Below are 25207 nucleotides of genomic sequence, written 5' to 3'. Positions count from 1 at the left end.
CATCCGATGCGTATCGAAACGTTTGGCAAAGACGTGGAAGTCACCCCCGCCCTGAAGGAGTACGTGGAAACCAAGCTGCAACGGCTGGGCAAGCACTTCGACCAGCACTGCGAAGTCAGGGTGACCCTGTCACTGCAGAAGAACGAGCACCATGTCGATGCCAGCGCCAATCTTCCCGGCCAGACCCTGCATGCCGAGGCCGGCGGCCAGACCATGTACGCAGCGATCGACCTGCTGGCCGACAAGCTCGACCGGCTGGTGATCAAGCACAAGGAAAAGCATCTTCCCCACGCCTCCCATGCACTGCGCGACAATGGCTGACATCCGCCACCGTCCGTTGCAGTCATGCCCCTGAATGACCTGATGGCGGCCGTGAGTACCCGGGTACTCGCGGCCGCCGACCGCGACAGCGCCCTGCGCGCCGCCGCCGGCCTGCTCGCCTGCCGCGAAGCCGGCGCCGAAAGCATCTTTCAAAGCCTGTGCGACAGGGAGAACGTCGGCAGCACCGCCATCGGCCATGGCATCGCCATCCCGCACGGCCGCTCTCCCACCCTGCAACGCCCGCGCGGCGCCTTCCTGCGGCTGCTGCAGCCCATCGATTTCGGCGGCACCGAGCCGGTCGACCTGGTCTTCGCAATGGCCGTGCCCGAGCACTACACCCACCAGCACCTGATGCTGCTGTCCGAACTGGCGGAGATCTTCTCCGACGCCCATGTCCGCGACGCCCTGCGCGCTGCCAACGACGGCAGCGCGCTCAAGCAGATCCTCGACCATCCGCAGCGGATCCGTCCCTCATGAACACCCGCATCACCGCGCGCGAACTGTTCGACCAGCAGCGCGAGAAACTGGACCTGCGCTGGGCCGCGGGCCAGGCCGGCGGCAACCGCGAACTGGAAGCCGGCGACACTGTCGCGCGGCGCCCGTCGCTGGCCGGCTACCTCAACACCATCTACCCGAACAAGGTGCAGATCCTCGGCACCGAGGAGCTGACCTGGCTGGACTCGCTGGATTCGCGCCAGCGCTGGGAAGTGATCGAACGCATCATCCAGGCGCGGCCGCTGGCGCTGGTCATCACCAAGAGCCATGGCTGCCCGGAAGACCTTCGCGCGGCGGCCGACGAGTCGCAGACCCCGCTGTGGGTCTCGCCGCGGCGCGGCCACGAACTGCTCAACCACCTGTCCTACCACCTGGCGCGCACGCTGGCGCCGCGGATCATCCTGCATGGCGTGTTCATGGAGATCTACTCCATCGGCGTGCTGATCACCGGCGAAGCCGGATCAGGCAAGAGCGAACTGGCGCTGGAACTGCTCAGCCGCGGCCATCGGCTGGTGGCCGACGACGCCCCCGAATTCACCCAGATCGCCCCGGACGTGCTCGACGGCACCTGCCCGGAACTACTGCAGGACCTGCTGGAAGTGCGCGGCCTGGGCGTGCTCAACGTGCGCCAGATGTTCGGTGACACATCTGTAAAGAAGAACAAGTACCTTCGCCTCATCGTCCACCTGACCAAACCGATGACCGAACCCACCAGCTATGGCTATGAGCGCCTGACCGGCGACTCCGGCAAGCGCCACGTGCTCGATCTGGACGTGCCGCTGATCACCCTGCCGGTGATGCCCGGCCGCAACCTGGCGGTGCTGACCGAGGCCGCCACGCGCCTGCACATCCTGCGCACCAAGGGCATCGACCCGGCGGCGATGTTCATCGCCCGCCACAGCAACCTGCTGGAGCAACGCATCCCATGAACACTACGCCGTCCCCGGTGCTGGTCATCGTCAGCGGCCTGTCCGGTTCCGGCAAGTCGGTGGCGCTGAAGACCTTCGAGGACCTGGACTACTACTGTTCGGACAACATCCCGGTGAACCTGCTGCCGGAATTCGTGCGCGGCGTGCTCGGCGAACGCAACGAGGGACGCCCGCGGCGCATGGCGCTGGGCATCGACGTGCGCGGCCGCAGCGACCTGAGCCAGCTCGGGCAATGGCGGCAGAGCGCCAGGGACCACGACATCGAGGCAACCCTGCTGTTCTTCGAAGCCGACGACGACACCCTGCTGGCGCGCTTCGCCGATACGCGGCGGCGCCATCCGCTCAGCCAGCTGGGACTGTCCCTGCCCGAGGCCATCGTCCGCGAGCGCGAGCTGACCGCACCGCTGCGCCGCGAGGCCGACGCCGTCATCGACACCAGCCGGCTCAACGTGCACCAGCTGCGGCGCAAGCTCATCACCGAGTTCGCCCTTGGCCATGGCGGCGGCCTGTCGCTGCTGTTCGAATCCTTCGCCTACAAGCGCGGCGTGCCGGCCGAGGCCGACTTCGTGTTCGATGCACGGGTGCTGCCCAACCCGCACTGGGATCCGGAACTGCGTTCGCTGACCGGCCGCGACCGCGAGGTGCGCGAGTATCTGGACGCGCAGCCGGAGGTGGTGCGCTACGCGGCCCAGCTCGAAGACCTGCTCGACACCTGGCTGCCCAAGCTGGGCAGCGATACCCGCAGCTATGTGACCGTCGCCTTCGGCTGCACCGGCGGCAAGCACCGCTCGGTCTACCTGGCCGAGCGCCTGGCCCGGCATGCCCGCGCGCAGGGCTGGCAGGACGTGGCCACGTTCCACCGGGAACAGGACTGAATGACGCACTGAAGACACGATCCGGGCGCTATCGCGGACTGCGCCTGACCTGTTAACGTTCAGTAATGACCTGCGGCATTCTCCTCGTGACCCATCCCGGCGTCGGCTCTTCCCTGCTGGAAGTCGCCACGCGCCTGCTGCGCCAGCTTCCACTCAAGGCCGAGGCCTTCGAGGTGCCGTTCGACGCGGACCTGGACGCGCAGCTGCCTCTGGCCTCGGCGGCCATGCGGCGGGTGGAGGGCGAAGGCGGCGTGCTGGTGCTGACCGATCTGTACGGGGCCAGCCCGAGCAACCTGGCGGCGCGGCTGGCGCGGCTGGGAACGCCGGTGCGACGGGTGTCGGCGCTGAGCCTGCCGATGCTGCTGCGGGTGATGAACTATCCGGAACAGGGACTGGACCAACTGCCCGCCACCGCCGCGGCGGGCGCCCGCAATGGAGCCATCATCGACGATGCTTGAACGCGAACTCACCGTATCCAACCGCCTGGGCCTGCATGCCCGCGCGACCGCCAAGCTGGTGCAGCTGCTGTCCGGCTTCCGCGCCAACGCCACACTGGTGGCCAAGGGCCGCGAGGTCAACGCCAAGAGCATCATGGGCGTGATGCTGCTGGCCGCCGGCCAGGGCACGCCGGTCACGGTGCGGGTACAGGGCGAGGACGAGGCCGACGCGATGGCGGCGGTCGTGGACCTGTTCGAGCGTCGTTTCGACGAGGACAGCTGATGGCGCCGGACGCAGCGTCGGCCCCTGCCAGCACCGCGCCGGGAGGCGCGGCGGCATGACGGCGCTGCGCCTGAACGGCCATGGCGCCTCGCGCGGCAGCGCGCTCGGCCGCGCCCGCGTACGCCTGCCGCATGCCCAGGAAGTCACCGAAAAGCGCATTCCCGCCAGCGCGGTCGAAGCCGAACTGCAGCGCCTGCACCAGGCCATCGAGTCGGCCCGCGCGGAGATGCGCGAACTGCGCCAGCGCCTGCAGGGTGCCTTGCCGGCCGAGGTCGGCGAGTTCCTCGACCTGCACGCCATGCTGCTGGACGATCCCGAACTGCTGCTGGCGCTGGACGAGCGCATCCGCAGCCACCGCTACAGCGCGGCCTATGCCCTGCGCCTGCAGCGCGACACCCTGGCCCAGGTGTTCGAGGGCATGGAAGACGACTACCTGCGCAGCCGCCTGGACGACCTGGACCACGTCATCGGCCGCATCAACGCCTTCCTGCACAAGCGCCCGGCCGGCATGAAGGGGCTGGCCGGCGAGATCCTGGTCTGCGAAAACGTGGCCCCCTCGGAACTGGCCCAGCTGCAGTCTCAGGGCGTGGTCGGCATCGTCACCAGCGCCGGCAGCCCGCTGTCGCACAGCGCCATCCTCGCCCGCAGCCTGCACCTGCCGCTGGTGGTCGGCGCCAGCGGCGTGCTGCACCGGATCAACGACGGCGACGTGCTGATCCTGGACGGCGGCAGCGGCGAGGTGGTGCTGGAACCGGCCGCCGACGACCTGCGCCAGTATCGCCAGCGCCTGCGCGACCTGGCGCGCGAACAGCGCGAGCTCGGCCACCTGCGCTCCAAGCCGAGCCGCACCGTGGACGGCGTGGACGTCACCCTGCTGGCCAATGCCGAATCGCGCGAGGACGTGGCGCGCGCGCATGCCCTGGGTGCGCACGGGCTGGGCCTGTACCGCACCGAATTCCTGTTCCTGCAGCGCAACGGCCTGCCGGACGAGGAAGAGCAGTTCCACCACTACCGCGACGCCGTGCTCGGCATGAGCGGGCGGCCGGTCACCATCCGCATCCTCGACCTGGGTGCGGACAAGGCCGACCGCAGCGGGCTGGTGCTGGGCCGCGAGGAAAACCCGGCGCTGGGCCTGCGTGGCATCCGCCTGCTGCTGGCACACCCCAGGGTGGCCGACACCCAGCTGCGCGCGTTGCTGCGCGCCTCCGGTTATGGCCCGGTGCGCATCCTGGTACCGATGGTCAGCACCCGCGAGGAAATCCTCGCGCTCAAGCGCCGCATGGCACGGCTGGTGGCGGCACTGCGCGAGGAGGGCCACGCCCTGGCCGAACATGTGCCGGTCGGCGCGATGATCGAGGTCCCGGCCGCGGCCATCGCCCTGCCGACCTTCATCGACCAGGTCGACTTCCTGTCCGTCGGCACCAATGACCTGGTGCAGTACCTGCTGGCGGCCGACCGCAACAACGAGGCGGTGGGCGAGCTTTACTCGCCGCTGCACCCGGCGGTGCTGCAGCTGCTGGCGCAGGTGATCGGTACCGCGCAGGCACACGGTACGCCGCTGTCGGTATGCGGCGAGATCGCCGGCGACCCGCGCATGACGCCACTGCTGCTGGCCCTGGGCCTGGCGGAATTCAGCCTGCACCCGGCCACGCTGCTGGAAGTGCGCCGTGCGATCCGCGACTGCAACCACGGCGAACTGCGCGCACGCGCCGGCAAGCTGCTGCAGGCACGCGACCGCCGCGGCATCGAGCGCTGGATCGCAAACGCCACCCCGCCCTGACCATGGCCTCACCATAGGAGCGCACTTCAGTGCGCGAAGAAGCTCTACCGGGAAAGCCCCATCGCGCACTGAAGTGCGCTCCTACCGATGCAGCCGGCAGGGTCTTGCAGATACGACAGCCGGCTTCGCTGGCGGATGCTTCAGCCAGCAATGCGCCCGTAGAGCACGGCTTGCTGCGCTGGAGCTCTGCGGAGGATCGCCCCGGCTTCACCAAGCACACCCCAGACCCATGCGGCATCCGCCCCCCGCGCCACATCAACGCGAAGGGTGTGCACTGAAACATCCGCGCGTGATAATGACGCGCCCGACACTTCCCCTGCCGCATCCTGCATCGCGGCCCTCCCCTATCCGGAGTCCCGATGGCCGAAGCCGTACGCCACGACAAGACCGCACGCCAGCTGCGCATGCTTTCCGACGCGCTGGACAGCGGCCGGCTGGGACCGGTGCGGCGGCTGGTCAACACCCTGGCACCGGCCGAGATCGGCAACCTGCTCGAATCGCTGCCGCCGGGCAAGCGCGAAGTGGTGTGGGGACTGGTCGACCAGGAAGACGACGGCGAGGTGCTGGTCCACGTCGGCGAGGAAGTGCGCGAAAGCCTGCTGGCCGACATGGACCCGGACGAGATCATCGCCGCGGTCGAAGACCTGGACATCGACGACCTGGCCGACCTGGTCGAGGACCTGCCCGACACGGTCATCGACGAAGTCCTCAAGTCGATGGACCGCGAGAACCGCGAGCGGCTGGAGCAGGTGCTGTCCTATCCGGAAGACACCGCCGGGCGCCTGATGAACCCGGACGTGGTCACCGTGCGCGCCGACGTCAACATCGACGTGGTGCTGCGCTACCTGCGCCTGCGCGGCGAACTGCCCGACCACACCGACTACCTGTACGTGGTCAGCCGCCGCCACCAGTACCTGGGCCGGGTGTCGCTGGCCTCGCTGGTCACCCATGAGGACAGCACCCCGATCAACCGCCTGGTCGACGACGAGCAACCGGCCATCGACGTGGGCGAGAGCGCCGACGAGGTCGCGCGGCAGTTCTCCGACCACGACTGGGTATCGGCGCCGGTGGTGGACGACAACAACATCCTGATCGGGCGCATCACCATCGACGACGTGGTGGACATCATCCGTGGACAGGCCGAGCACCAGGCGCTGGGCGCCGCCGGCCTGGACGAGGACGAAGACCTGTTCAGTCCGGTCTGGCGCGCGATGCGCCGGCGGCTGGTGTGGCTGTTCGTCAACCTGTGCACCGCCTTCGTCGCCGCCAACGTGGTGGGACAGTTCGAAGGCACCATCAACGAACTGGTGGCGCTGGCGGTGCTGATGCCGATGGTCGCCGGCCTCGGCGGCAACGCCGGCACCCAGGTGCTGGCGCTGATGGTCCGTGGCCTGGCGCTGGGCCAGGTCGGCGCCTCCAACGTAAAGGCGCTGCTGTGGAAGGAACTGCGCGTGGCCCTGCTCAACGGCCTGCTGATGGGCGCGGTGCTGGGGCTGATCGTGCTGGTCTGGTTCCACAACCCCGGGCTGTCGCTGGTGATCTTCATCGCCCTGACCTGCAACCTGCTGCTGGCCGCATCGGCCGGCGTGCTGATCCCGATGACGCTCAAGCGGCTCGGCTTCGACCCGGCACTGGCCAGCGGCATCTTCCTGACCGCCATCACCGACTCCATGGGTTTCTTCACCTTCCTGGGGCTGGCAACGCTGGTGCTGCTGCGCTGACGACCATGACCACCACCATCACCGATTACTACCAGCCCGGCTGGCGCGAACACGACCACACCTGCCCCGCCTGCGGATGGCAGGGCACTTCCCGGCAGATGGAAATGGAACTGCACGACGAGCAGAGCGAGTACGCCTGCCCGCAGTGCGAATTCCCGTTGCTGGTGGTGCTCCACCCCGATCTGGCGCAGGTCCAGGCCGCCGCCGCGGCCGGCAACGCCGAGGCGAGCGAACAGCTGGCGATCCTCGCCAGCGCGCCGCGTCCCTGATGAGGTGCCGCAACCGGCAGGGATGCGGCGTCGCCGCTACGATGGCGGCATTCCCGGCGCGGAGCGTTCCATGGCCTTCCCCCGTCTGCATCGCCTTCCCCTGCTCGTCCTGATGACCGTCCTCGCCGGCTGCGTCTCGCTCCCCGATGCTGGCCATGGTCGCTTCGTCGCCCGCACTGTCGCGCTCGATGGCGTGCGCATGCCCTATCAGGTGTTCGTCCCCGCCGCGTCCGCGCGCGGGCCCGATGCCCCACCGGTGGTGCTGTTCCTGCATGGCTCGGGCGAGCGCGGCAACGACGGCGTCCGCCAGACCGAGGCCGGACTGGGCCCCTACCTGCGCGCCCACGCGGCGGACTTCCCCGCGCTGGCCGTGCTGCCGCAGGTCGCCGGGGGCGGGGAATGGAGCGGGCGCAACAATCGCCTGGCGATCGCCGCGCTCGATGCGGCGATCCGCGAGTTCGGCGCCGATCCGAAACGCCAGTACCTGACCGGCATGTCGATGGGCGGCTACGGCAGCTGGAACATCGCCCTGGCCGAACCGGCGCGCTTCGCCGCGGTCGTGCCGGTCTGCGGCGCGGTGCGCGCCCCGCGCAGCGAGCGGCCGGGCCTGCTGGTCGAGGCCGTGGCGCAGGAAGCCGACCCCTATATGGCGATTGCCCGACGCCTGAAGGACATGCCGGTCTGGATCTTCCATGGCGCACGCGACGATGTGGTGCGGCCGGACGACGATCGCAGGCTGCGTGCCGCCTTCGAGGCGGTCGGTGCCCGCGACGCACGCTATACCGAGTATCCGCAGGGCAACCACAATGCCTGGGACGCCACCTACGCCGATCCGGCGATGTGGCGCTGGCTGTTCGCGCAGAAGCGTTGATGCGGTAGTGCCGGCCACGGCCGGCACTTGCCGGAAGCAGGTCAGCCCAGCAATGTCTCCAGCACCGCCATGCGCACCGCGACGCCGTTGGCGACCTGGCGCAGCACCCACGACTGCGGGCCGTCGGCCACTTCGTCGGTGACTTCGACGCCGCGGTTGATCGGCCCCGGATGCAGGACCGCCGCGTCGGCGGCGGCACGGCGCAGGCGCGTTGCGGTCAGCCCGTATTCGTCGTGGTATTGCTCCAGCGACGGCACCAGCCCTTCTTCCATGCGCTCGCGCTGCAGGCGCAGCATCATCAGGGCGTCGGCACCTTCGAGCATGGCGTCGAAGTCCTGCCCGACCACGCAGCCGCGAAGCGTCTCGTCATCCGGCAGCAGCGACTGCGGGCCGCAGACGCGGATCTCGCCCACGCCCAGCGTGCGCAGCGCATGCAGGTCGGTACGCGCCACGCGCGAGTGCTTCACGTCGCCGACGATCAACACTTTCAGCTTCGAGAAGTCGGCACCCTTGGCCTGGCGCAGGGTCAGCATGTCCAACAGGCCCTGCGTGGGGTGCGAACTGCGTCCATCGCCGGCATTGACCAGCGCGGTGCCTTCGCCTGCGGCAGCCGCCAGTTCGGCCACGGCGCCATCATCGGGGTGGCGCACCACGAAGCCGCGCACGCCCATCGCCTCCAGGTTGCGCAGCGTGTCGCAGGCGGTCTCGCCCTTGCGCGTGGACGAAGTCGAGGCATCGAAGTTCAGCACGTCCGCGCCCAGCCGCTGCGCGGCCAACTGGAACGAACTGCGGGTGCGGGTGGAGGGTTCGAAGAACAGCGTGCACACCGCGGTGCCGGCCAGCACGCCGCGCTTGTTGCCGACGCGGCCCACCGCCGCGTCGCGGATCTGCCCGGCGCGGTCCAGCAGCTGCAGCAGGTGTTCGCGCGGCAGGCCCTCCAGGGTCAACAGGTGGCGCAGGCGTCCGTCGGCATCGAGTTGGGAGGCGGTCATGGCAGGTCTTGGGGTCAGGAAACAGGAGTGGCGTCGCCCGGGGCGGACAGCCAGCGTTCGATGATGACCGCGGCGGCCACCGCGTCCAGGTTGGCGGCGTCGCGGCGCCGCTTGCGGCCTTCGGCGCGCTCGGTGGCGAACCGGCGCGCAGCTTCCACCGAGCTGGAGCGTTCGTCCACCAGCAGCACCGGCAGCCGGTAGCGCTGATGCAGCTGGCGGGCGAAGGCGTGGGCGCGCTTGCGGTTGGGCTGGTCGTCGCCTTCGAGAGTGAGCGGATCGCCGACGATCAGGCCATGCGGCCGCCACTCCTTGTGCAGCCGGTCCAGCGCGGCCCAGTCGGGACCGTCGGCGCGCACGTCGATCACCGCCAGGGCGCGGGCGCCGACACTGAAGGCGCTGCCGATGGCCACGCCGATCCGGCGCGAACCGACGTCGAAACCGAGCACGGTGCTGTCGGGCGAAAGCGCTGCCGGATCAGGCATGGCCGCTGTATCCGGCCATGCGGAACAGGTCCACGCCGATGCGCGAGGCGGCCAGCTGCCAGCGCTCGTCCAGCGGCGCACCGAACAGCACCACCGGGTCGGCCGGCACGGTCAGCCAGCTGTCCTCGGCCAGTTCCTGCTCCAGTTGCCCCGCGCCCCAACCGGCGCAGCCCAGGGTGACCAGCGCGTTGCGCGGGCCATCGCCGCGGGCCATCGCCTCGAGGATGTCGCGCGAGGTCGTCAGGTACAGGCCCTCGCCCACCTCCAGGCTGGAATCCCAGTCGCGGGCGTCGTCGTGGATCACGAAGCCGCGGCCGGTATGCACCGGGCCGCCATTGAGCACCGGCACGGCGCGCAGGCGCTCGTCGCCGGTGTCGATCTCCATCTGCGAGAGCACTTCGCCCAGCGTGTATTCCGACGGCTGGTTGACCACCACGCCCATCGCGCCGTTGTCGTCGTGCTGGCAGACCAGCGCAACGCTGCGCGCGAAGCCCGAGTCCGCCAGCGACGGCAGCGCGACCAGCAGGTGATTGGCGAGGGGAAGCGACAACTCGGACATGCCCATATTCTAGCGGCTGGCGCCAGCCCGGGGCGGGGAAGTCATAATCACGCCTGGCCCGCTCCGGCACTGTCCATGTCCCGCTACTGCGATATCGCCCCCGGGCATCCCGTCCACGCCTCCTACCACGCCAACGAATACGGGTTTCCGCAACGGGACGAGCGTGAGCTGTTCGAGCGCCTGCTGCTGGAGATCAACCAGGCCGGCCTGAGCTGGGAGACCATCCTGCGCAAGCGCGAGGGTTTCCGCCGTGCCTACCATGGCTTCGACGTGGACACTGTTGCGGCCTATGGCGAGGCCGACATCGCCCGCCTGCTCGAGGACGCCGGCATCATCCGCAACCGGCTCAAGGTGCTGGCTGCCATCCACAACGCCAACGTGATCCGCGGCCTGCGCGATTCGCATGGCGGTTTCGCGCACTGGCTGGACGCGCACCACCCGCGACCCAAGGCCGACTGGGTGAAGCTGTTCAAGAAGACCTTCCGCTTCACCGGCGGCGAGATCACCGGTGAATTCCTGATGAGCCTGGGCTATCTGCCCGGCGCGCACCGCGACGATTGCCCGGTGATGGCCGATATCCGCGCCATGTCGCCGCCCTGGCTGCGCGGGACCGGGGCCTGACCGCGCGCCCCCACCCGCGCTTGGCGGAAGACGCCCGGTCGGGCGCCTTCCGCGAACCCCGGCAGATGCTTTCCGGCAGGATCAATAACGACCGGTCAGGTTGACGAACCAGCCCTTGTGGTCGTAATCGAAGTCCGTCAGGTCGTCGCTGAACTCGGTGAAGTTGTAACCGGCGCCGATACGGAAATTCCCGGTCAGGTCGCGATCCACGCCGACCAGGAAGCCGCGCCGGGTGCCGCCGTCCTTCACTTCCAGCTGGCGGTACTCGCCCAGCGCATGCCACTGCGCGCGCAGCTCGTAGCGGGCCTGGAGGGCGCCGAACGTGGTGGCCGAATCCAGCCACGCACCGGCCCCGCGCCCCATCCGCACCTCGCCTTCGCGACGGGCCAGCTTGCCGGCGAACTCCCAGTGCTGGTCGTGCCGGTAGACGCCCTCGAACGAGACGATCTGCGAACGCTGGTCGTACTGCGCACCGCCCAGCTGGCCCATCGACGCCAGGTCGTACAGGTAGGTGTAGCGGCCGAACAGGCCCCAGCGGGCGCTGTTCCACGGACGATAGGCGAAGCCGAAATTTCCTTCGACGAACCGGGCGCCTTCGCCTGGATTGAGCTTGTCGTCGGTATCGGCGTAGTTGAAGCGCGCGGCGATGCGCCAGCTGTCGTTGATGCGGTGGGTCAGGCGGGTGGTGCTGACCCACTGCTCACGACGCTCGGCACCGCTGTCCTCGCGCCATTCCAGCTTGCTCTGCCAATCGGTATCCGGCGAGGTGCGCCCGCCGGACACACTGACCGCACGCCGCTCCACCACGCCGCCCTGCGCGTTCTCCAGTTCGCCGTTGGACAGGGTGAAACCGGTGTTCCAGCCTTGCGCCGGATAGAAATCCATGCCGAAGGTATGGGCCAGGCCGGCCTCGCCGCGCTCCTTCAGGAACTGGCTTTCGTTGAACACGTTGACCTGGTTGGAAACGCGCCAGCGCTGGCCGAGGGTCCAGCCGTTCTGCCCGCGCGGGTTGAACAGCGGGTCGCGTTCGGTGGTATCGGCCGAGTAGGTGTAGGCGCCGTAGAACGAATGCTCCGGGTTGATCCGGTATTCGGCGTTGAGCGTGGCCGCATGGCCGCGGTCGCCGTCGGTCACTTCCGCGCCGACGGACGAATTGTTGCCGAACAGGTGCTTGGCGCCGAGGGTCCAGGCATCGTTGCCTGCGTACTTGCCGCCGTCGTCGTCCACGGTCAGCTGGGCCACGCCATACAGCTCCATCGTGGCGCCGAAACGGTGCAGGTACTTGACCGCCGCCAGCGTGCCGATGGCGTCGAGATACCCGCCCTGCTGATCGACGCGGCGCAGTTCCGCGCTGAAGGTACCGTCGTCGCTGACCTGCCATTGCAGCGAAGCCTGGGCCTGGGTCAGCGTGCCTACACCGCGCTCGGCGCGGGTGTAGCGGGTATACAACCCGAGATTGGGCGTGAACTGCCCCAGCACTTCGGCGCCGTACTCGGTCACCGGCAGGCCATTGTCATAGCGGGATACGGAGTAGCCGGCATCGGTCCGGCGCCACCATGCGCCGGCGGCCCAATCCTGTTCGGTCCAGCCCAGCTCCCGGAAATTGGCGCGGGCTTCGACCGAGCGGGCATCGCCCTTGCGGTTCAACGCGGTGTCGTTCTGCTGGATGAAACTCAGGCCGCCGTTGTCGGAGAAGAATGCCGGCACGCCGAAGGATTCGGTCCGGGCGTACTCGGCCTTCAGGTAGGTGCCCTTGCCGGCCTGCAGGGTGAGATCGGCGCCCTTGAGCGTGTAGTCCTCGCCGGCGCGGTTCTCCTCGACCCAGGTCGCGCCGAGGCCGACGTGGTCGCCCATCCAGTGCTTGCCGCGGAAACCCAGGGTCACGTCGTCCGGGTCGAAACCGGCGGGCACCCACTCATAGTCCACCAGCAGGCGCTGCTCGAAGCCGTCCAGCGGCGCATCGCGGGTCAGGGTCGGGCTGTTGTCGCGGGTGATCTGCGCCAACGGACGCGTCAGCAGGATGCGGCCCTGCAGTTCGTCGATCTCGTAGTCGGCCCCGCGCTGCAGCACCACCCGGTTCTCGGTGCGGCCACTGCTGCGGTCGCGGATCTCCAGCGTCACCACATCCGAACCGGGCAGCAGGTCGGTATGGCGCAGGTAGTACAGGCTGCCGCCGGTGCCGATGAACTCGTTGTGGCCCGGTGCGGTTTCGGCCTGCGAACCGAACACGCGCAGTTCGCTGCCGGCATCGCCCCAGCGGTTGCTGGCATTGGAGCGCCAGTTGAGCGCAGCGCCGTACAGCGAGCGCTGGTACTGGCCGAACTCGGTTCCGGTCAGGCCGGTGGCGTAGTTGCCCCACAGCGCCTGGTTCTTGTCCCAGTCCACGCGCAGGTAGAAGCGGCCCATCGTGTCCACGTCGCGATGGGTATTGGAATCGTCGCCATAGACCGGGTAATACAGGTCCGGATCGAGGCGGCGGAAAATGTCCTGCGGATCGGCCTTGCCGAAGCCATTGAACAGGCGGTCCAGGTCTCGCTCGGTGGTATCGGCCTGCGCCGTCAGCAGATACCTGCCACGCAGCTTGGCCTTGCCGTAGAACGCCAGGCGGCCGTCGCTGATGACGTCGTCCCTGTAGTTGGCGTCGCCACGGAACGGTTCGCTGGAACCGCCGACCTTGTTCTGGGCGATGGTCACGTCGGCCAGGGCGACGCCGAAGAAATAGCGCCCGGTGACATCCACGTTCAGGGCATGGGCAGGCCTGCCCTCGCCGCCCAGCCCGATGTCGAAGCGGTGCTGGCCGACCGGCATCAGGTACTCGGCGACGAACTTGCGCTCCATGTCCACCGGATAGCTCTCGCCATTGATGGTCAGCGCCATCGCGGCCGGAATGTCGCGGCCCTGGATGCGGATGCGCGAGCCGTACAACGGGATGTTCTGCTGGCGCAGCCCGCTTTCGGCGAAGACATCGTCGATCAGGCTCTGCGTCTGCGCCTGCTCGGCGCTAAGGGCATTGCCCAGGCGCTTCTCGGTGCTGTTGCGCAGCGCGCTGGCGCCACGCTCGGCGTCTTCCGGCGACACCAGTTGCAGCGTGCGCGGCGAGGTCTCGTCGAACTGCCCGTTGGCGCCGGTGGCGCGCAGCACGTAGACCAGTTCGTCGCCCTTGCGGAAACGGTATTTGCCCGGCAATGCGCCATCCCAATCGGCATGGCTGACCGCCGCCACGTCCAGCGGCACGGTCGCCAGCGGTTCGATCAGATCGGCATCGCTGGCGCGGTACAGGCGCACCTCCATCCGCTCGATGAACGCCGGATAGTTGCCGCGCACATAGAACTGCACCGGCTTGAGGACACGCTCGCCGTCGAACGCCACCATCGTCGGCGCCGACACCGACAGTTCCGGCGCACCGAGCGCAGGATCCTCGGTCGCCCAGACCACCCCGCCACCGGGCAGGTCGATGGAGTACTTGCCGGTCGCCACGGCCTTGCCCTGCGGCTGGACCGATACCTCGACCCGGCGATCGGGCTGCAGGGCAGCGGAGGACGAACGCGCGTCGGTGCCCCGGGTCACCGGGGCAGCGTGGCTGCGCGTATGCAACCGGAACAACAGGCCTTCCTCACCGGCGCAGGCATCGGCGCCACAGTCCACCGGCGAAGCCGCCTGCGTCGTCGTGCCCTCCTGCCCTGGCACGGTGCCTTCCGCCTGCTCGTCGGCGGCAGCCAGGGGAGCTGCGGCGCCGGTCAGCAGGCACAGCAACGTGTAGTCCAGCACCTTCATCTTCATTCGCTTGTCCATGACCGGCCCCCTCATTTCCGCACGCCAACCGGCGCGGCCGGATCGTCTGCGATGTCCACCCTCAGCCTGCTTCGCGCTTCCGCTCCCAGGCGCCTGCCCAGTGCATCGGACACGGCCTTGGCGCGGTCCAACCCCAGGGCGGCGTTATGGGCATTGGAGCCGCGTACGTCGGCATGCCCGACGATGGAGACACGTCCGCCCCCCAACTGCTCCAGGGTGGCGGCCACCTTGTCCAGCAGCGGGCCGAACTCGGGCCGGATCGCCGATTTCCCGGTATCGAAAAGCACGGTCCCCAGCAGCACGCCTTCGCCGTCCATGCCCGCCACCAGCGACGCGATGTCGTCCACCTTCGCCCTGGCCACGACGCTCAGCCCCTTCGCAGCGGCGCCATCCAGTTGTGCCAGCAGGGCGGCCTTGACGGCCGCGGCGCGCTCGAATGCCAGCGCTTCGGTCGTGGCATCGGCCTGGATCACCACCTCCACGCCCGGATGCTCGCGCACCTTCGCGGCCATGGCCTCCACCACCTGCAGGTAACGCGCGGGCACCTCGGCATTGCCCGGAGCGAAGAACACCTCGCCCATTTCCAGTTCCACCTGCCGCCCGCCTGCCTCGAGCGGCTGCACCGGCAGCTTCACGCCCCAGTCGAAACGGACCGGCATGCCGGGCGTGACCCGCCGCAGCAGCGGATTGTCGGTGCTGAATTCCGCACCGATGGGCAGGGTGGACGGATCGACCTTCAGGATGACGTTGCGGCCGCGCTCCCATGCGCCGCCGGGCATGCCAGCCAGGTGGTAGCGTCCATGCTGGTCGGTTTCGATCAGCAGGCCCTCCACCGATGCGATGCGCACGCCGGGGATGCCACGCTCGTCGATGCCCGCATTGCCGATCACGTAATCGACCACATAATCGCTCTCGCCGCGGGCGATGCGACGCTCGACGGTCGGCGCCGCCGCGTTCATGCCCTTGGCCGCTTCGCCGCGCTTCTCGACCGTGGTGCCACCTTCGCGGTCCATGCGCACGCTCACGCCCTGGTCGCTGGTCAGCACGAAGTCGTCGGTGAAGTCCAGTTCCCGCAGGCGCTGGCGGATCACCACCTGGCGGGCATCAACGGGATCGGCTTCGGACTGGCGCCCGCCGATCGCGCCCACGGCGATGCCATGCAGCAGCGGCGAACTCGCATCCGCCTCGGGCTGCATGCCGGCGCCCCGGTCCACGGTGGTGGAATGGGCCACGTAGGCGCCCGGCGCGAAGCCGCCCTGCACCGTCACGCCGCTCAGCATGGCGCTGTCCTGCCAGCCATCGCCGTCGCGGTCGTTGAAGACCGTGCCGAACACCAGGCTGTCGTCCAGCAGCGGATCGGCCGCCAGGGTCACCTCGGCCGTGGCCACGTTGGACAGCGGTTCGCCATCGAGCGAGCGCGCCTGGGCCTGGTTCACCAGGGTGCCGGCGCGCACGCCCGCCCCCACGCGCATCAGGTACACCAGCCGGGCCTTGCCGCCAGCCTGGACGTCCAGGCCGTCGAAGCGCAGCGGACGCTGGCCGGCCACGGTGGCGGCGTTGTCGCCGTCCTCGACCAGCAGCGAGCCTTCCACGTAGCTGAAGCCCGCCGGCGGCGTATCGACGACGCTGCCGCCGACCAGACCGACGTTGCCGCTGTTCTCGACGGTCAGGGTGTAGCGCACCAGATCGCCCAGCCGCACCTCGCGCGTGCCGGCGGTCTTGGTCACGCGCAGTTGCACCTGGCCGGCGACGATCACGGTCGCGGTGGCCGAAATGCAGTTGGTCGGATTCAATACCTCGCAGATCGTGTACGGATAGGTGTAGGTACCGGTCGGGATCGAGGTCCCGATGCGGATCGTGCCATCCGGGTTCATCTTCAGGCCCGGGTGCGACGGTACGCCCGGCGTCACCGTGACTTCGCCCGGACGGATCGGACGGCCGCCCAGCGTGTGCTTATCCAGCACGCTCGGCGTGGTGCCGCCGCCATCACCGGAAAGCGGCTCGGAGGTATCGCCCACCGGCTCGAACGCCGGTGCCGTCACCGTCAGCGTCACGCTCGCCTCGGCGCAGTTGCCCGGATACAGCACCTCGCAGATCCGGTAGCCGATGCTGTAATCACCCGCCGCCGTTCCCGGCGGCACGCTCACTTCGCCCGTGGCCGGATCCAGCGTCGGCACCGGGCCGCCGTTGATCGGTTTGGCCGGCGAGGTCACCGTGCCGGTGATCTTCGACGGATCGACCGGCGCACCGTCGATCGTGTCGTTGCCATAGACATTGCCCACCGAAGACGAGCCGAGGCTGCCATCCACTGCCGGCAGCGCATCGTCCACCGCGATGATCACCAGCAGGGTCACCGACACCGTCACCGTAGCGGTGTCGCACACCGTCGCGTTGGGCGCGGCCAGGCACACCCGGTAGGAATAGTGGGTCGTGCCGGCGAAGCCAGGAGCAGGAGTGAAGGTGATCGCCCCCGTCGCCGGATCGACCGCGAGCGTGCCGTCCGGCGAGGCCGTCGTCACCGTCACGCTGGCCGGGTCGATCGCGCCACCGACATGGGTGTCGTTGCCCAGCACCGGTGTGGTCACCGGCGTGCCGACCTTGGTGGTGGCGCCGTCATCGTTGGCGCGGAGGGACACCACCGGCGTGCTGATCGTGGTCGTGCAGCGGGGGTCCACGCCTCCGGCCGGGCACAGCGGGCCACCGGCAAGCGCCGTGTTGCGGATCAGGCCTGCATCGGCGTCGGCCTGGGTCACCGTATAGGTACCCACGAGTTGGCAGGTCCCACCCGGCGCCACGCTCGCGCAGACGATGCTGTGCGGCGTGATCAGGGCGTCGCTGACCTCGACGTTGGCCAGCGTCGCATTGCTCCTGTTGGTGAGCGTCACCGTATAGGTCAGTACATCGCCCACGGCCGCATCGCCACCAGTGCTGTCCGCCGTCACAGCCTTGCTCAGCGTCTGGTCCAGTGCATGGGTGATGGGCGTGCTGGTGCTGCTGCTTCCCGTCACCGCTTTCGAAGGTACGCCCGGTGCCGCGGACGGCGGCAGGCCGCGCGCGGTGGCGGTATTGACCAGCACGCCAGCGTCCACGTCCGCCTGGGTCAGGCTGTAGACCTGCGGACCGCAGGTCATCGATGCTCCCACTGCCAGCGTATTGCCGGGACAGGCCACCCGCCCGCCCAGCAGCGGATCATTCAACACGATGCCGGTCAGCGCCACGTTGCCGGCGTTGGTCAGCACGAAGGTGTAGGCCACCATTTCGCCAGCACCATAGCCGGTCGGCGTGCCCGCTTTCTTGACCAGGTCCAGCACCGGGTTCTGCGCGATGAGCGCGGTGGTCGTCGGAGTACTGGCGCACGGCGTGCCCACCGGACAGGCCGGATCACCACCGCCCGCCACGTAAGCCGTGTTAACCGCATTGCTGCCATGGATGATCGGCGACACGTTGATCGTGATCGTCGCCGTGCCGTTCATCACCAGGCTGGCCCGGGCCACGGTGCAGGTCACCGTCTGGCCGCTGATGCCGCAACCGGCGGCGGAATTGATCACCAGGCTCGCGGGCACCACATCGGTGACCGTCGCATCGGCGGTCGCATCCGCCGTTCCGGTGTTCTCCACCGTGATGACGTAATCGAACGGCACGCCCACGATCGCGCTCGCCGGCCCGCTCTTGCTGATCGTCAGCGCCGGCGCGGTGATCGTGGTCGACACGGCGTTGCTGTCGCAGCCGGCCGCGCAGGCCGCGTCGCCACCACCGCTCACGCTGGCCGTGTTGCTCACGCTGGCGCCGGCGGTGGCCGTCGGCGTCACCGGAATCACGAAGGGCACCGTGTTGCCCGGCGCCACGCTGGACAGACCGGAGGCAATGGTGCAGACCACGGTCTGGCTGCCGGCCGGATCCACCGCGCAAGCGGCCGGCAGGGAGCCGATCGTCAGGCCCGCCGGGATCACGTCCGTCACCGTCGCGGCGGCGGTGGTGTTCGCCGAACCGGTATTGCTCACGGTGAGGGTGTAGTCGAACGGCACGCCCACGACCGCGCTCGCCGGGCCGCTCTTGCTGATCGCCAGCGCCGGCGCGGTGATCGTGGTCGGCACGGCGTTGCTCGCGCAGCCTGCCGTGCAGTCCGGGTCGCCACCGCCGCTCACGCTGGCGGTGTTGCTGACGCTGGCACCCGCGGTGGCCGTCGGCGTCACCGGAATCACGAAGGTCGCCGTATTGCCCGACGCCACTACGTTGGACAGACCAGAGGCGATGGTGCAGACAACGGTCTGGCTGCCGGCCGGGTTCACGGCGCAACCGGGCGGCGGGCTGCCGATCGTCAGGCCTGTCGGGATCACGTCGGTGACCGTCGCGGCTGCCGTCGTCGGACCCGTGCCGGAATTGGTCACGGTGAGGGTGTAGCTGAATGCCGTCCCGACCACCGCGGTGGTCACCGAGGCGCTCTTGGCGATGGCCAGGTCCGGCAGGCTGCCGAGCGAGGTGGTCACGGTGTTGCTGCGGCACGGCGTGGCCACGGGGCAGGCGGTGTCGCCACCGCCGCTCACGGTCGCGGTGTTGTTCGCGGTACCGGTGGCCGCGGGCCTCACGGTGATGGTGAACGTCCGGCTGTCATTCGCCGACAAGCCGGCATTGATGGTGCAGCTCACCAGCTGGCCAACCGCGGTGGCACAGCTTGTCCCGGCCACTGCCGGCGTCACCGCCACCAAGATGTTGCCCAGCCCGACCGGCACCATGTCGGCCATCGTGGTCACGTCGGTGGTGGCCACGCTGCCGATGTTGGTGACCTTGACGGTATAGGTGTAGTCGACGCCGATCGCGGCACTCGCTGCCGAGGCGCTCTTCTCGACCTGCAGCTGCGGCGCCGGGAACGTCACCGTGAAGGCGCAGTCGGCGTGCATCGCATCCGTGGTGAAGGTGTAGTTGCCCGCGGACGGACCGGTCAACGTGCTGCCGCAGGTCGTGCTGGCCAGCGTCGGGACCGCGCCGGGCGAAGGAGGAATGATCGTGAAGACGCCGGTCTGCCCCTCCTCCACCTGCGGCTGCCCGCTCCAGGTACCGCCGACGACGGTGGGCGTCACCACCCAGGCGCGGACGAACTCCGCCGTGACGTTCTTGTCGGCGGTTCCCATGTTCACGTGGCACTCGTTGCCGGTGATGCCGGTGCATTGCCCCGTCCACGCCTTGAAGAGGGTTCCCGCACCGGGAACCGCCGTCAGGTAGACATCCTCGTTCTGGCCGAACTGCTGCACGCTGCAGTTCGCCGCCGGCACGGCGGCCGATGCGCAGGCCGCCGCGGCGGGTACCGCGTTCACCGCGCCGATGCCCAGGCCTGCGGTATTCACCGTCAGCGTCTGCTGGGCCGCGCTGACCGGCGTGCTCAATCCGGCGGTGTTGTTGGCCGCCACGCTGTCGGTCATGCCCGCCGGCGCGGCCACGCTGACGAGGGTGACGACCGGCGTACCAGCGGCCTGCGCGTTCAACGTGGTGATGGTGTAGACCAGGCTCTGGCCCACGGGCAGATCGCCCACGGTGTCCAGCATCCCGGTGCCGCTGGCGGTGCCGCAGGTGGCGGTGCCCGGCGCGGCGCATGTCCAGGTGGCCGCCGCCGCATTGGTCACGCCACTCAGCGTGGTCTGCTTGATGATCGCGCCTGCGACGTCGACGGGGCCGTGGTTGGTCACCGTCACCGTGTACGTGACAGCACCTCCCACCGCATGGGACGGCACGCCGCCATTGCCGATCGCGATGCCCAGATCGACCAGGGTAGTGCCGCCAACGATATTGGCCTTGACCAGCGGGCCGATGTAGGGACTCACCGAACTGGCGCGGATGTCGTAGTCGCCGTTGTTGATGACGTTGTTGGGACCGCTGGTGGCCGCGTCGGCCGGTACGGTGAAAGTGACCGGGAAACTGCCGCCGGCGCCGTTCACCAGATCGCCAACCGGGCAATCGATATAGTCGGCGCGGGGGGATATGCCACTGTGGATGCCAGTGCATGACGCCGGGTACGAGCCGGGTACGAAGGTCAGGTACTTGCCGTCCAGGGTGACCGGCGCAGCCACGCGCACCCGGGAGTCAAGCGCGTAGACGCCGCTGTTGTTGATGTAGTTGTAGGTATAGGTGACCTGCTCACCCGGCTTGGTGGTGGACGGGCCGGCGGTGGCCACGCTCAGGCCCGGCATCTTGGATCCGAACACGTCCATGTAGATCGCGGCGGTATGCGACGCGCCGCCATCCGAGCAATTGGCCGCCACCACCCGCAACAGCACCTGGTCACCCGGATCCAGCTGACCATTGCCGGGGGAAATGTCGAACCCCTGCCAATTGGTGGATCGGTAGCTCCCCACCTTCGTCCACGGAATGCCCGACTGGGTGGAAAAATTGAAGGTGGTGAATATCTGCCTGTCGCCCTTGGTGATGTTCCTCACCTCGATGAAGAAGAACGGCTGGTGCCACGAATTGTGTCCGGCATCGACCAGCACCGGCGCCATCGCGAAGCGGATATGCACCTTGCCATCGATCGGATCGACGTCCGCCAACGACATCGTGGCCGTCTGGGTGAGCTCCGTGGCCCCGTATCCCGTATCAAGACCGCCATCGGACGTGCCACCGCCCACGCGAGCCGAGGCATTTCCCGAGAACGGATACCTGACGATGCCGCTGGTATTGGGCGCGGTTCCCGCCGTCGTCAGGATCTGGGAGCGATACAGCGCATTCTGGTTCGCACCGCCACTCACCGACTGGTTGTTGTTGTAGGTCAGCTTGAGCTGGCTGAAGTCGGTCGGCGCGACGAAACTGAGGTTGGTCGGCGCGTTGGGATCGTTGGGACCGGTATCTCCAGCCAATGCACCCTGGTTGCGCCGGTAGTCCTTCAGCGTCCAGTCGGAGAACGTGCTGGTCTCGAAGCCACCGTTCTTGATCTGCGCCTGTGCCGATGGAGCGACCGCCAACATGACTACAAGGCAAAGCGCCGCGAGCGCGCTACCCATGCGCTTCTGCCAGCCGCTGAAGTCCACGCACCAGCGCTGCAACGTCTTGGCAATCTGCATGACCCGTCCTGTGGTGGTGGCGGAAAGACTGGAAACCTTCATGGGCGGTACCCGTGACTCGAATGCGGCGTGTGGATTGGAGAAGCGGCCAACCCCTGGCCGCGGTTCGGACGCTCCCGCGACACTGCGGCCGGAACGGGTGATGCCATCCATGTCATTCATGGGCATGCGCCCTGATGCGCGCGGCATCGTCCACCACGTTCACCGTGATGCCGTTGGGCAGGACCATGTCGCCCGGCTTCTGGCCCGCCCTGCAACTGCCCAGCCATCGCCCCTGGAAAGCCACCGGCCCGACATTGTTCTGCGGGGTTTGCGGGAAGCTGACGCTGTATTCGCCGCCGTAGATGTCCTGCATGTCGCCCCACAGCGACACGCGCCCCCGCACCGGTCGGCCATCCGAGCTGCATTCGGTCCGGATGTCGTAGCCGCCGCCGTGACCGCTGCGCCGGGCAACACGGATTTCGGTGCAGCTTTCCTGCGCAGGCAGCAACGCCAGCAGCATCACCGGCTCAGCGGCGGCATTGGTGCACTGCTGCACCGTCACCTCGGGCTGCATCGCACTGCCGGGCCCCTGCGATGCATGCGCAGCCAGCGTCATCTCCCACAGCCCAGCCTTGCGCGCCGGCAGATGCGAAGCGGAACCGGATGGACCTTTGGCCGAGGGACCTGCAACTGCCATGCAGGGCAGCAGGAACAGCAGGAAGAATGGAATCGACAAGCGCCACCGGCAGACGCGACGCGGAAACGGTCTGCCCGGCGAGCCGGCAGGCACGCCCTGGGCAGCATCTTCAGACACTGGAACCATCAAGCCCCCCATCTTCAAAGCAATGCCGTCTGTGCCGCTGTCCGTCGCCGGGGAGGACATGAAGTACCGCTCCCACGCACCAGCCCGCGCCTCCCGCCTTACGGCAGCAGCGCGTCCACGAAAACCAGAAGCCCCCTGTTCAGAATTGTGCGATCCCCCACAGCACAATTCCTGTATGCATCACATTTTCACGCAACTTTCACAGAATTACAACGGATGCACGCCCGCCAGATCCAGCTGTCCCGGAGCACCAGGATTGACCATGCCCGGACACAAGCCCTGGCTCTCCGGCAGCCGGGAATGAGGGGGCCGGCAGCGGCCACGGACAAACTCTAGCGATGGAGAGGCCGCGCAACACTCACAAATGCTCTCATCAGTCTCCCCCGCCGATGGAGGGGGAGAAATCCACGTCCGGCACCATGCATGGCCGCCTCGACGGGTAATCCGATCCACAGCCGGAAAAGCGAAGCGGCTTCCCACCACGGACGCCAACCCGCAAGGAGTCATCGCGTCCGCAGCGGAAAGCCGCTTCGGCAAAGCCACGGTCGACAGCTGCGCCGCCGTACCGGTCTTTCAGGGAATGCAGTTGGCCGCTGACACCGGAAGCCCCGGCATCAGCGCGTACCCGCGATCTCCACGCCGTCCAGCCCCTGCGAAAGGGTCTTGGCATCGCCGCCCTGCGAGAGCTTGATGCGCAGGCGCACCTCGTTCTGCGAATCGGCGTAGCGCAGCGCGTCGTCGTAGCTGATCTCGCCGGCCTGATACAGCTCGAACAGGCTCTGGTCGAAGGTCTTCATGCCCAGTTGCACCGAGTCCTTCATCACTTCCTTGAGCTTGTGGATCTCGCCGTCGCGGATGTAGTCCTGCACCAGCGGCGTACCCAGCAGGATTTCCATCGCCACGCGGCGGCCCTTGCCGTCCGGCGTCGGCACCAGCTGCTGCGCGACCACGCCCTTGAGGTTGAGCGAAAGGTCCATCAGCAGCTGGCTGCGGCGGTCTTCCGGGAAGAAGTTGATGATGCGGTCCATCGCCTGGTTGGCGTTGTTGGCGTGCAGCGTGGCCAGCACCAGGTGGCCGGTTTCGGCGAAGGCAATGGCGTGATCCATGCCTTCGCGGGTGCGGATCTCGCCGATCATGATCACGTCCGGCGCCTGGCGCAGGGTGTTCTTCAACGCCGCTTCCCAGCTGTCGGTGTCGATGCCGACTTCGCGCTGGGTGATGATGCAGCCCTCGTGCTTGTGCACGAATTCGATCGGGTCCTCGATGGTGATGATGTGCCCGGTCGAGTTCTGGTTGCGGTAGCCGATCATCGCCGCCAGCGAGGTCGACTTGCCGGTGCCGGTGGCGCCGACGAACAGGATGATGCCGCGCTTGGTCATGGCCAGCGTCTTGATCACCGGCGGCAGGCTCAACTCGTCCACCGTCGGGATGCGCGTCTCGATCCGGCGCAGCACCATGCCGACCTGGTTGCGCTGGTAGAAGCAGCTGACGCGGAAGCGGCCCACGCCGGACAGGCCGATGGCGAAGTTGCACTCGTGGGTCTTCTCGAACTCCTCGCGCTGCGCCGGCGTCATCACGTTGAGCACCATGTCGCGGCTCTGCTGCGGGGTCAGCGGCGTCTGCGTGATCGGGCTGATCCTGCCGTGCACCTTCATCGACGGCGGCATGCCGGCGGTGATGAACAGGTCCGACGCCTTCTGGTGCGCCATCAGCTTGAGGAACGAGGTGAAATCGATGGTGCTCATAACGGGCTCCTGTGGAACCGTGATCTGCATGCCGACGCCGCCCTCCCCCTGGATGACGGCGCTGCCGGTACGGACTGTACGCCTTCGCCGGCGCGACGGCGACGCGGCTTCCCGCGCCGGCGCCGTGCCTTATTCGAACAGGCGCCGGTCCTTGGCGTATTCGCGGGCCTGGTTGCGGGTGATCAGGCTGCGCTTGACCAGGTCCTGCAGGTTCTGGTCGAGCGTCTGCATGCCCACCTGCTGGCCGGTCTGGATGGCCGAGTACATCTGCGCGACCTTGTCCTCGCGGATCAGGTTGCGGATCGCCGGGGTGGCCACCATGATCTCGTGCGAGGCGATGCGGCCGCCGCCGACCTTCTTCAGCAGCGCCTGCGAGATCACCGCGCGCAGCGACTCGGACAGCATCGAGCGCACCATCGGCTTCTCGCCGGCCGGGAACACGTCGATGATGCGGTCGATGGTCTTGGCTGCCGAACTGGTGTGCAGGGTGCCGAACACCAGGTGGCCGGTTTCCGCGGCGGTCAGCGCCAGGCGGATGGTTTCCAGGTCGCGGAGTTCGCCGACCAGGATGTAGTCCGGGTCCTCGCGCAGCGCCGAACGCAGGGCCTCGTTGAAACCATGCGTGTCGCGGTGCACTTCGCGCTGGTTGATCAGGCACTTCTGCGGGGTGTGCACGAATTCGATCGGATCCTCGACGGTGAGGATGTGGGCGTATTCGTTCTTGTTGACGTGGTCCACCATCGCCGCCAGCGTGGTCGACTTGCCCGAGCCGGTCGGGCCGGTAACCAGGATCAGCCCCTGCGGCTGTTCGATCAGCTGGCGGAACACCGGCGGGCAGCCCAGGTCTTCCAGGGTCAGCACTTCCGAGGGAATGGTACGGAACACCGCGCCGGCGCCGCGGTTCTGATTGAACGCGTTGACGCGGAAACGCGCCAGCGAGGGAATCTCGAAGGAGAAATCGACCTCGAGGAATTCCTCGTAATCGCGGCGCTGCTTGTCCGACATGATGTCGTACACCAGTGCATGGACCTGCTTGTGGTCCAGTGCCGGGATGTTGATGCGGCGCACGTCGCCGTCGACGCGGATCATCGGCGGCAGGCCGGCGGACAGGTGCAGGTCCGAGGCCTTGTTCTTGACCGAGAACGCCAGAAGTTCAGCGATGTCCATGCGCTGTGTTTCCC

The 25207-nt window shown here is 68.2% G+C and carries 19 protein-coding genes; 11 read left to right on the top strand and 8 right to left on the bottom strand.

From position 1 onward, the window contains the following. Window positions 1–6: 6 nt before the first annotated feature. The 10 genes from hpf (at window position 7) to AC1DGW_RS00495 (ending at window position 7981) form a co-directional block, all read left to right on the top strand. Window positions 7–321, top strand: coding sequence for a ribosome hibernation-promoting factor, HPF/YfiA family (gene hpf / locus AC1DGW_RS00540; RefSeq protein ID WP_055767861.1), 315 nt, complete (start codon window positions 7–9; stop codon window positions 319–321). Window positions 322–345: 24 nt separating this feature from the next. After that, window positions 346–798, top strand: a complete 453-nt coding sequence (locus AC1DGW_RS00535; protein ID WP_433853916.1) for a PTS sugar transporter subunit IIA — start codon at window positions 346–348, stop codon at window positions 796–798. After that, window positions 795–1745: an HPr(Ser) kinase/phosphatase gene (gene hprK, locus AC1DGW_RS00530; RefSeq protein ID WP_478018695.1), complete on the top strand. Its 951-nt coding sequence runs from the start codon at window positions 795–797 to the stop codon at window positions 1743–1745. Before AC1DGW_RS00535 ends, hprK begins: the two co-directional genes overlap by 4 nt. Further along, a complete protein-coding gene (gene rapZ, locus AC1DGW_RS00525) occupies window positions 1742–2620 on the top strand; it encodes an RNase adapter RapZ (protein WP_478018694.1) in 879 nt (292 codons plus the stop codon). The genes hprK and rapZ overlap by 4 nt, the downstream gene beginning before the upstream one ends. 65 nt (window positions 2621–2685) lie before the next feature. Further along, window positions 2686–3078 (top strand): PTS sugar transporter subunit IIA, encoded by a 393-nt coding sequence (locus tag AC1DGW_RS00520; protein ID WP_055768503.1) that lies wholly within the window; start codon window positions 2686–2688, stop codon window positions 3076–3078. Further along, complete coding sequence (locus AC1DGW_RS00515) at window positions 3071–3340, top strand: HPr family phosphocarrier protein (protein WP_054663755.1); 270 nt, start codon at window positions 3071–3073, stop codon at window positions 3338–3340. The genes AC1DGW_RS00520 and AC1DGW_RS00515 overlap by 8 nt, the downstream gene beginning before the upstream one ends. A gap of 55 nt (window positions 3341–3395) precedes the next feature. Beyond that, window positions 3396–5120, top strand: a complete 1725-nt coding sequence (ptsP, locus tag AC1DGW_RS00510) for a phosphoenolpyruvate--protein phosphotransferase (RefSeq protein WP_478018693.1) — start codon at window positions 3396–3398, stop codon at window positions 5118–5120. A gap of 359 nt (window positions 5121–5479) precedes the next feature. Further along, the gene (mgtE, locus tag AC1DGW_RS00505; protein ID WP_478018692.1) at window positions 5480–6841 is read left to right on the top strand and encodes a magnesium transporter; all 1362 of its coding nucleotides are present in this window, start codon (window positions 5480–5482) and stop codon (window positions 6839–6841) included. A 5-nt stretch (window positions 6842–6846) separates the two neighbouring features. Beyond that, the gene (locus AC1DGW_RS00500; RefSeq protein WP_478018691.1) at window positions 6847–7110 is read left to right on the top strand and encodes a hypothetical protein; all 264 of its coding nucleotides are present in this window, start codon (window positions 6847–6849) and stop codon (window positions 7108–7110) included. Between the two features lie 70 nt (window positions 7111–7180). Further along, window positions 7181–7981 carry a carboxylesterase family protein gene (locus AC1DGW_RS00495; protein ID WP_478018690.1) on the top strand — a complete coding sequence of 267 codons (801 nt, stop codon included), beginning with the start codon at window positions 7181–7183 and terminating at the stop codon, window positions 7979–7981. A gap of 41 nt (window positions 7982–8022) precedes the next feature. Here AC1DGW_RS00495 and AC1DGW_RS00490 read toward each other — a convergent pair whose 3' ends face one another. From AC1DGW_RS00490 to AC1DGW_RS00480, 3 genes are read right to left on the bottom strand one after another with little or no spacing between them, the layout of a single operon-like run. After that, the gene (locus tag AC1DGW_RS00490; RefSeq protein WP_478018689.1) at window positions 8023–8973 is read right to left on the bottom strand and encodes an aspartate carbamoyltransferase catalytic subunit; all 951 of its coding nucleotides are present in this window, start codon (window positions 8971–8973) and stop codon (window positions 8023–8025) included. A gap of 14 nt (window positions 8974–8987) precedes the next feature. Next, a complete protein-coding gene (gene ruvX, locus AC1DGW_RS00485; RefSeq protein ID WP_478018688.1) occupies window positions 8988–9455 on the bottom strand; it encodes a Holliday junction resolvase RuvX in 468 nt (155 codons plus the stop codon). Then, the gene (locus AC1DGW_RS00480) at window positions 9448–10014 is read right to left on the bottom strand and encodes a YqgE/AlgH family protein (RefSeq protein ID WP_478018687.1); all 567 of its coding nucleotides are present in this window, start codon (window positions 10012–10014) and stop codon (window positions 9448–9450) included. Before AC1DGW_RS00480 ends, ruvX begins: the two co-directional genes overlap by 8 nt. A 75-nt stretch (window positions 10015–10089) precedes the next feature. Here AC1DGW_RS00480 and AC1DGW_RS00475 point away from each other — a divergent pair, with 75 nt between their 5' ends. Beyond that, window positions 10090–10635 carry a DNA-3-methyladenine glycosylase I gene (locus tag AC1DGW_RS00475; RefSeq protein ID WP_478018686.1) on the top strand — a complete coding sequence of 182 codons (546 nt, stop codon included), beginning with the start codon at window positions 10090–10092 and terminating at the stop codon, window positions 10633–10635. Between the two features lie 81 nt (window positions 10636–10716). On the opposite strand, the gene AC1DGW_RS00470 is transcribed toward AC1DGW_RS00475, so the two are convergent. The 5 genes from AC1DGW_RS00470 to AC1DGW_RS00450 form a co-directional block, all read right to left on the bottom strand. Further along, window positions 10717–14427, bottom strand: a complete 3711-nt coding sequence (locus tag AC1DGW_RS00470) for a hypothetical protein (protein ID WP_478018685.1) — start codon at window positions 14425–14427, stop codon at window positions 10717–10719. An 11-nt stretch (window positions 14428–14438) separates the two neighbouring features. Continuing rightward, entirely contained in the window at window positions 14439–21476 is a 7038-nt protein-coding gene (locus tag AC1DGW_RS00465) for a DUF7507 domain-containing protein (RefSeq protein WP_478018684.1), read from the bottom strand. Between the two features lie 154 nt (window positions 21477–21630). After that, the gene (locus AC1DGW_RS00460) at window positions 21631–22341 is read right to left on the bottom strand and encodes a DUF3617 domain-containing protein (protein ID WP_478018683.1); all 711 of its coding nucleotides are present in this window, start codon (window positions 22339–22341) and stop codon (window positions 21631–21633) included. A gap of 554 nt (window positions 22342–22895) precedes the next feature. Beyond that, window positions 22896–24026: a PilT/PilU family type 4a pilus ATPase gene (locus AC1DGW_RS00455; protein WP_478018682.1), complete on the bottom strand. Its 1131-nt coding sequence runs from the start codon at window positions 24024–24026 to the stop codon at window positions 22896–22898. 129 nt (window positions 24027–24155) lie between these two features. After that, window positions 24156–25193 carry a type IV pilus twitching motility protein PilT gene (locus AC1DGW_RS00450; RefSeq protein ID WP_055767813.1) on the bottom strand — a complete coding sequence of 346 codons (1038 nt, stop codon included), beginning with the start codon at window positions 25191–25193 and terminating at the stop codon, window positions 24156–24158. Window positions 25194–25207: the final 14 nt, after the last annotated feature.

Source organism: Stenotrophomonas sp. 05N423 (genome assembly GCF_056397145.1).
This window is presented reverse-complemented; position numbering and strand designations above follow the sequence as displayed.

What these genes read in the sequence shown, in the direction of transcription:
- hpf (WP_055767861.1), top strand. Translation starts at nt 7, where the DNA reads ATGCGTATCGAAACGTTTGGCAAAGACGTGGAAGTCACCCCCGCCCTG.
- AC1DGW_RS00535 (WP_433853916.1), top strand. Translation starts at nt 346, where the DNA reads ATGCCCCTGAATGACCTGATGGCGGCCGTGAGTACCCGGGTACTCGCG.
- hprK (WP_478018695.1), top strand. Translation starts at nt 795, where the DNA reads ATGAACACCCGCATCACCGCGCGCGAACTGTTCGACCAGCAGCGCGAG.
- rapZ (WP_478018694.1), top strand. Translation starts at nt 1,742, where the DNA reads ATGAACACTACGCCGTCCCCGGTGCTGGTCATCGTCAGCGGCCTGTCC.
- AC1DGW_RS00520 (WP_055768503.1), top strand. Translation starts at nt 2,686, where the DNA reads ATGACCTGCGGCATTCTCCTCGTGACCCATCCCGGCGTCGGCTCTTCC.
- AC1DGW_RS00515 (WP_054663755.1), top strand. Translation starts at nt 3,071, where the DNA reads ATGCTTGAACGCGAACTCACCGTATCCAACCGCCTGGGCCTGCATGCC.
- ptsP (WP_478018693.1), top strand. Translation starts at nt 3,396, where the DNA reads ATGACGGCGCTGCGCCTGAACGGCCATGGCGCCTCGCGCGGCAGCGCG.
- mgtE (WP_478018692.1), top strand. Translation starts at nt 5,480, where the DNA reads ATGGCCGAAGCCGTACGCCACGACAAGACCGCACGCCAGCTGCGCATG.
- AC1DGW_RS00500 (WP_478018691.1), top strand. Translation starts at nt 6,847, where the DNA reads ATGACCACCACCATCACCGATTACTACCAGCCCGGCTGGCGCGAACAC.
- AC1DGW_RS00495 (WP_478018690.1), top strand. Translation starts at nt 7,181, where the DNA reads ATGGCCTTCCCCCGTCTGCATCGCCTTCCCCTGCTCGTCCTGATGACC.
- AC1DGW_RS00490 (WP_478018689.1), bottom strand. Translation starts at nt 8,973, where the DNA reads ATGACCGCCTCCCAACTCGATGCCGACGGACGCCTGCGCCACCTGTTG.
- ruvX (WP_478018688.1), bottom strand. Translation starts at nt 9,455, where the DNA reads ATGCCTGATCCGGCAGCGCTTTCGCCCGACAGCACCGTGCTCGGTTTC.
- AC1DGW_RS00480 (WP_478018687.1), bottom strand. Translation starts at nt 10,014, where the DNA reads ATGTCCGAGTTGTCGCTTCCCCTCGCCAATCACCTGCTGGTCGCGCTG.
- AC1DGW_RS00475 (WP_478018686.1), top strand. Translation starts at nt 10,090, where the DNA reads ATGTCCCGCTACTGCGATATCGCCCCCGGGCATCCCGTCCACGCCTCC.
- AC1DGW_RS00470 (WP_478018685.1), bottom strand. Translation starts at nt 14,427, where the DNA reads ATGGACAAGCGAATGAAGATGAAGGTGCTGGACTACACGTTGCTGTGC.
- AC1DGW_RS00465 (WP_478018684.1), bottom strand. Translation starts at nt 21,476, where the DNA reads ATGCAGATTGCCAAGACGTTGCAGCGCTGGTGCGTGGACTTCAGCGGC.
- AC1DGW_RS00460 (WP_478018683.1), bottom strand. Translation starts at nt 22,341, where the DNA reads ATGTCCTCCCCGGCGACGGACAGCGGCACAGACGGCATTGCTTTGAAG.
- AC1DGW_RS00455 (WP_478018682.1), bottom strand. Translation starts at nt 24,026, where the DNA reads ATGAGCACCATCGATTTCACCTCGTTCCTCAAGCTGATGGCGCACCAG.
- AC1DGW_RS00450 (WP_055767813.1), bottom strand. Translation starts at nt 25,193, where the DNA reads ATGGACATCGCTGAACTTCTGGCGTTCTCGGTCAAGAACAAGGCCTCG.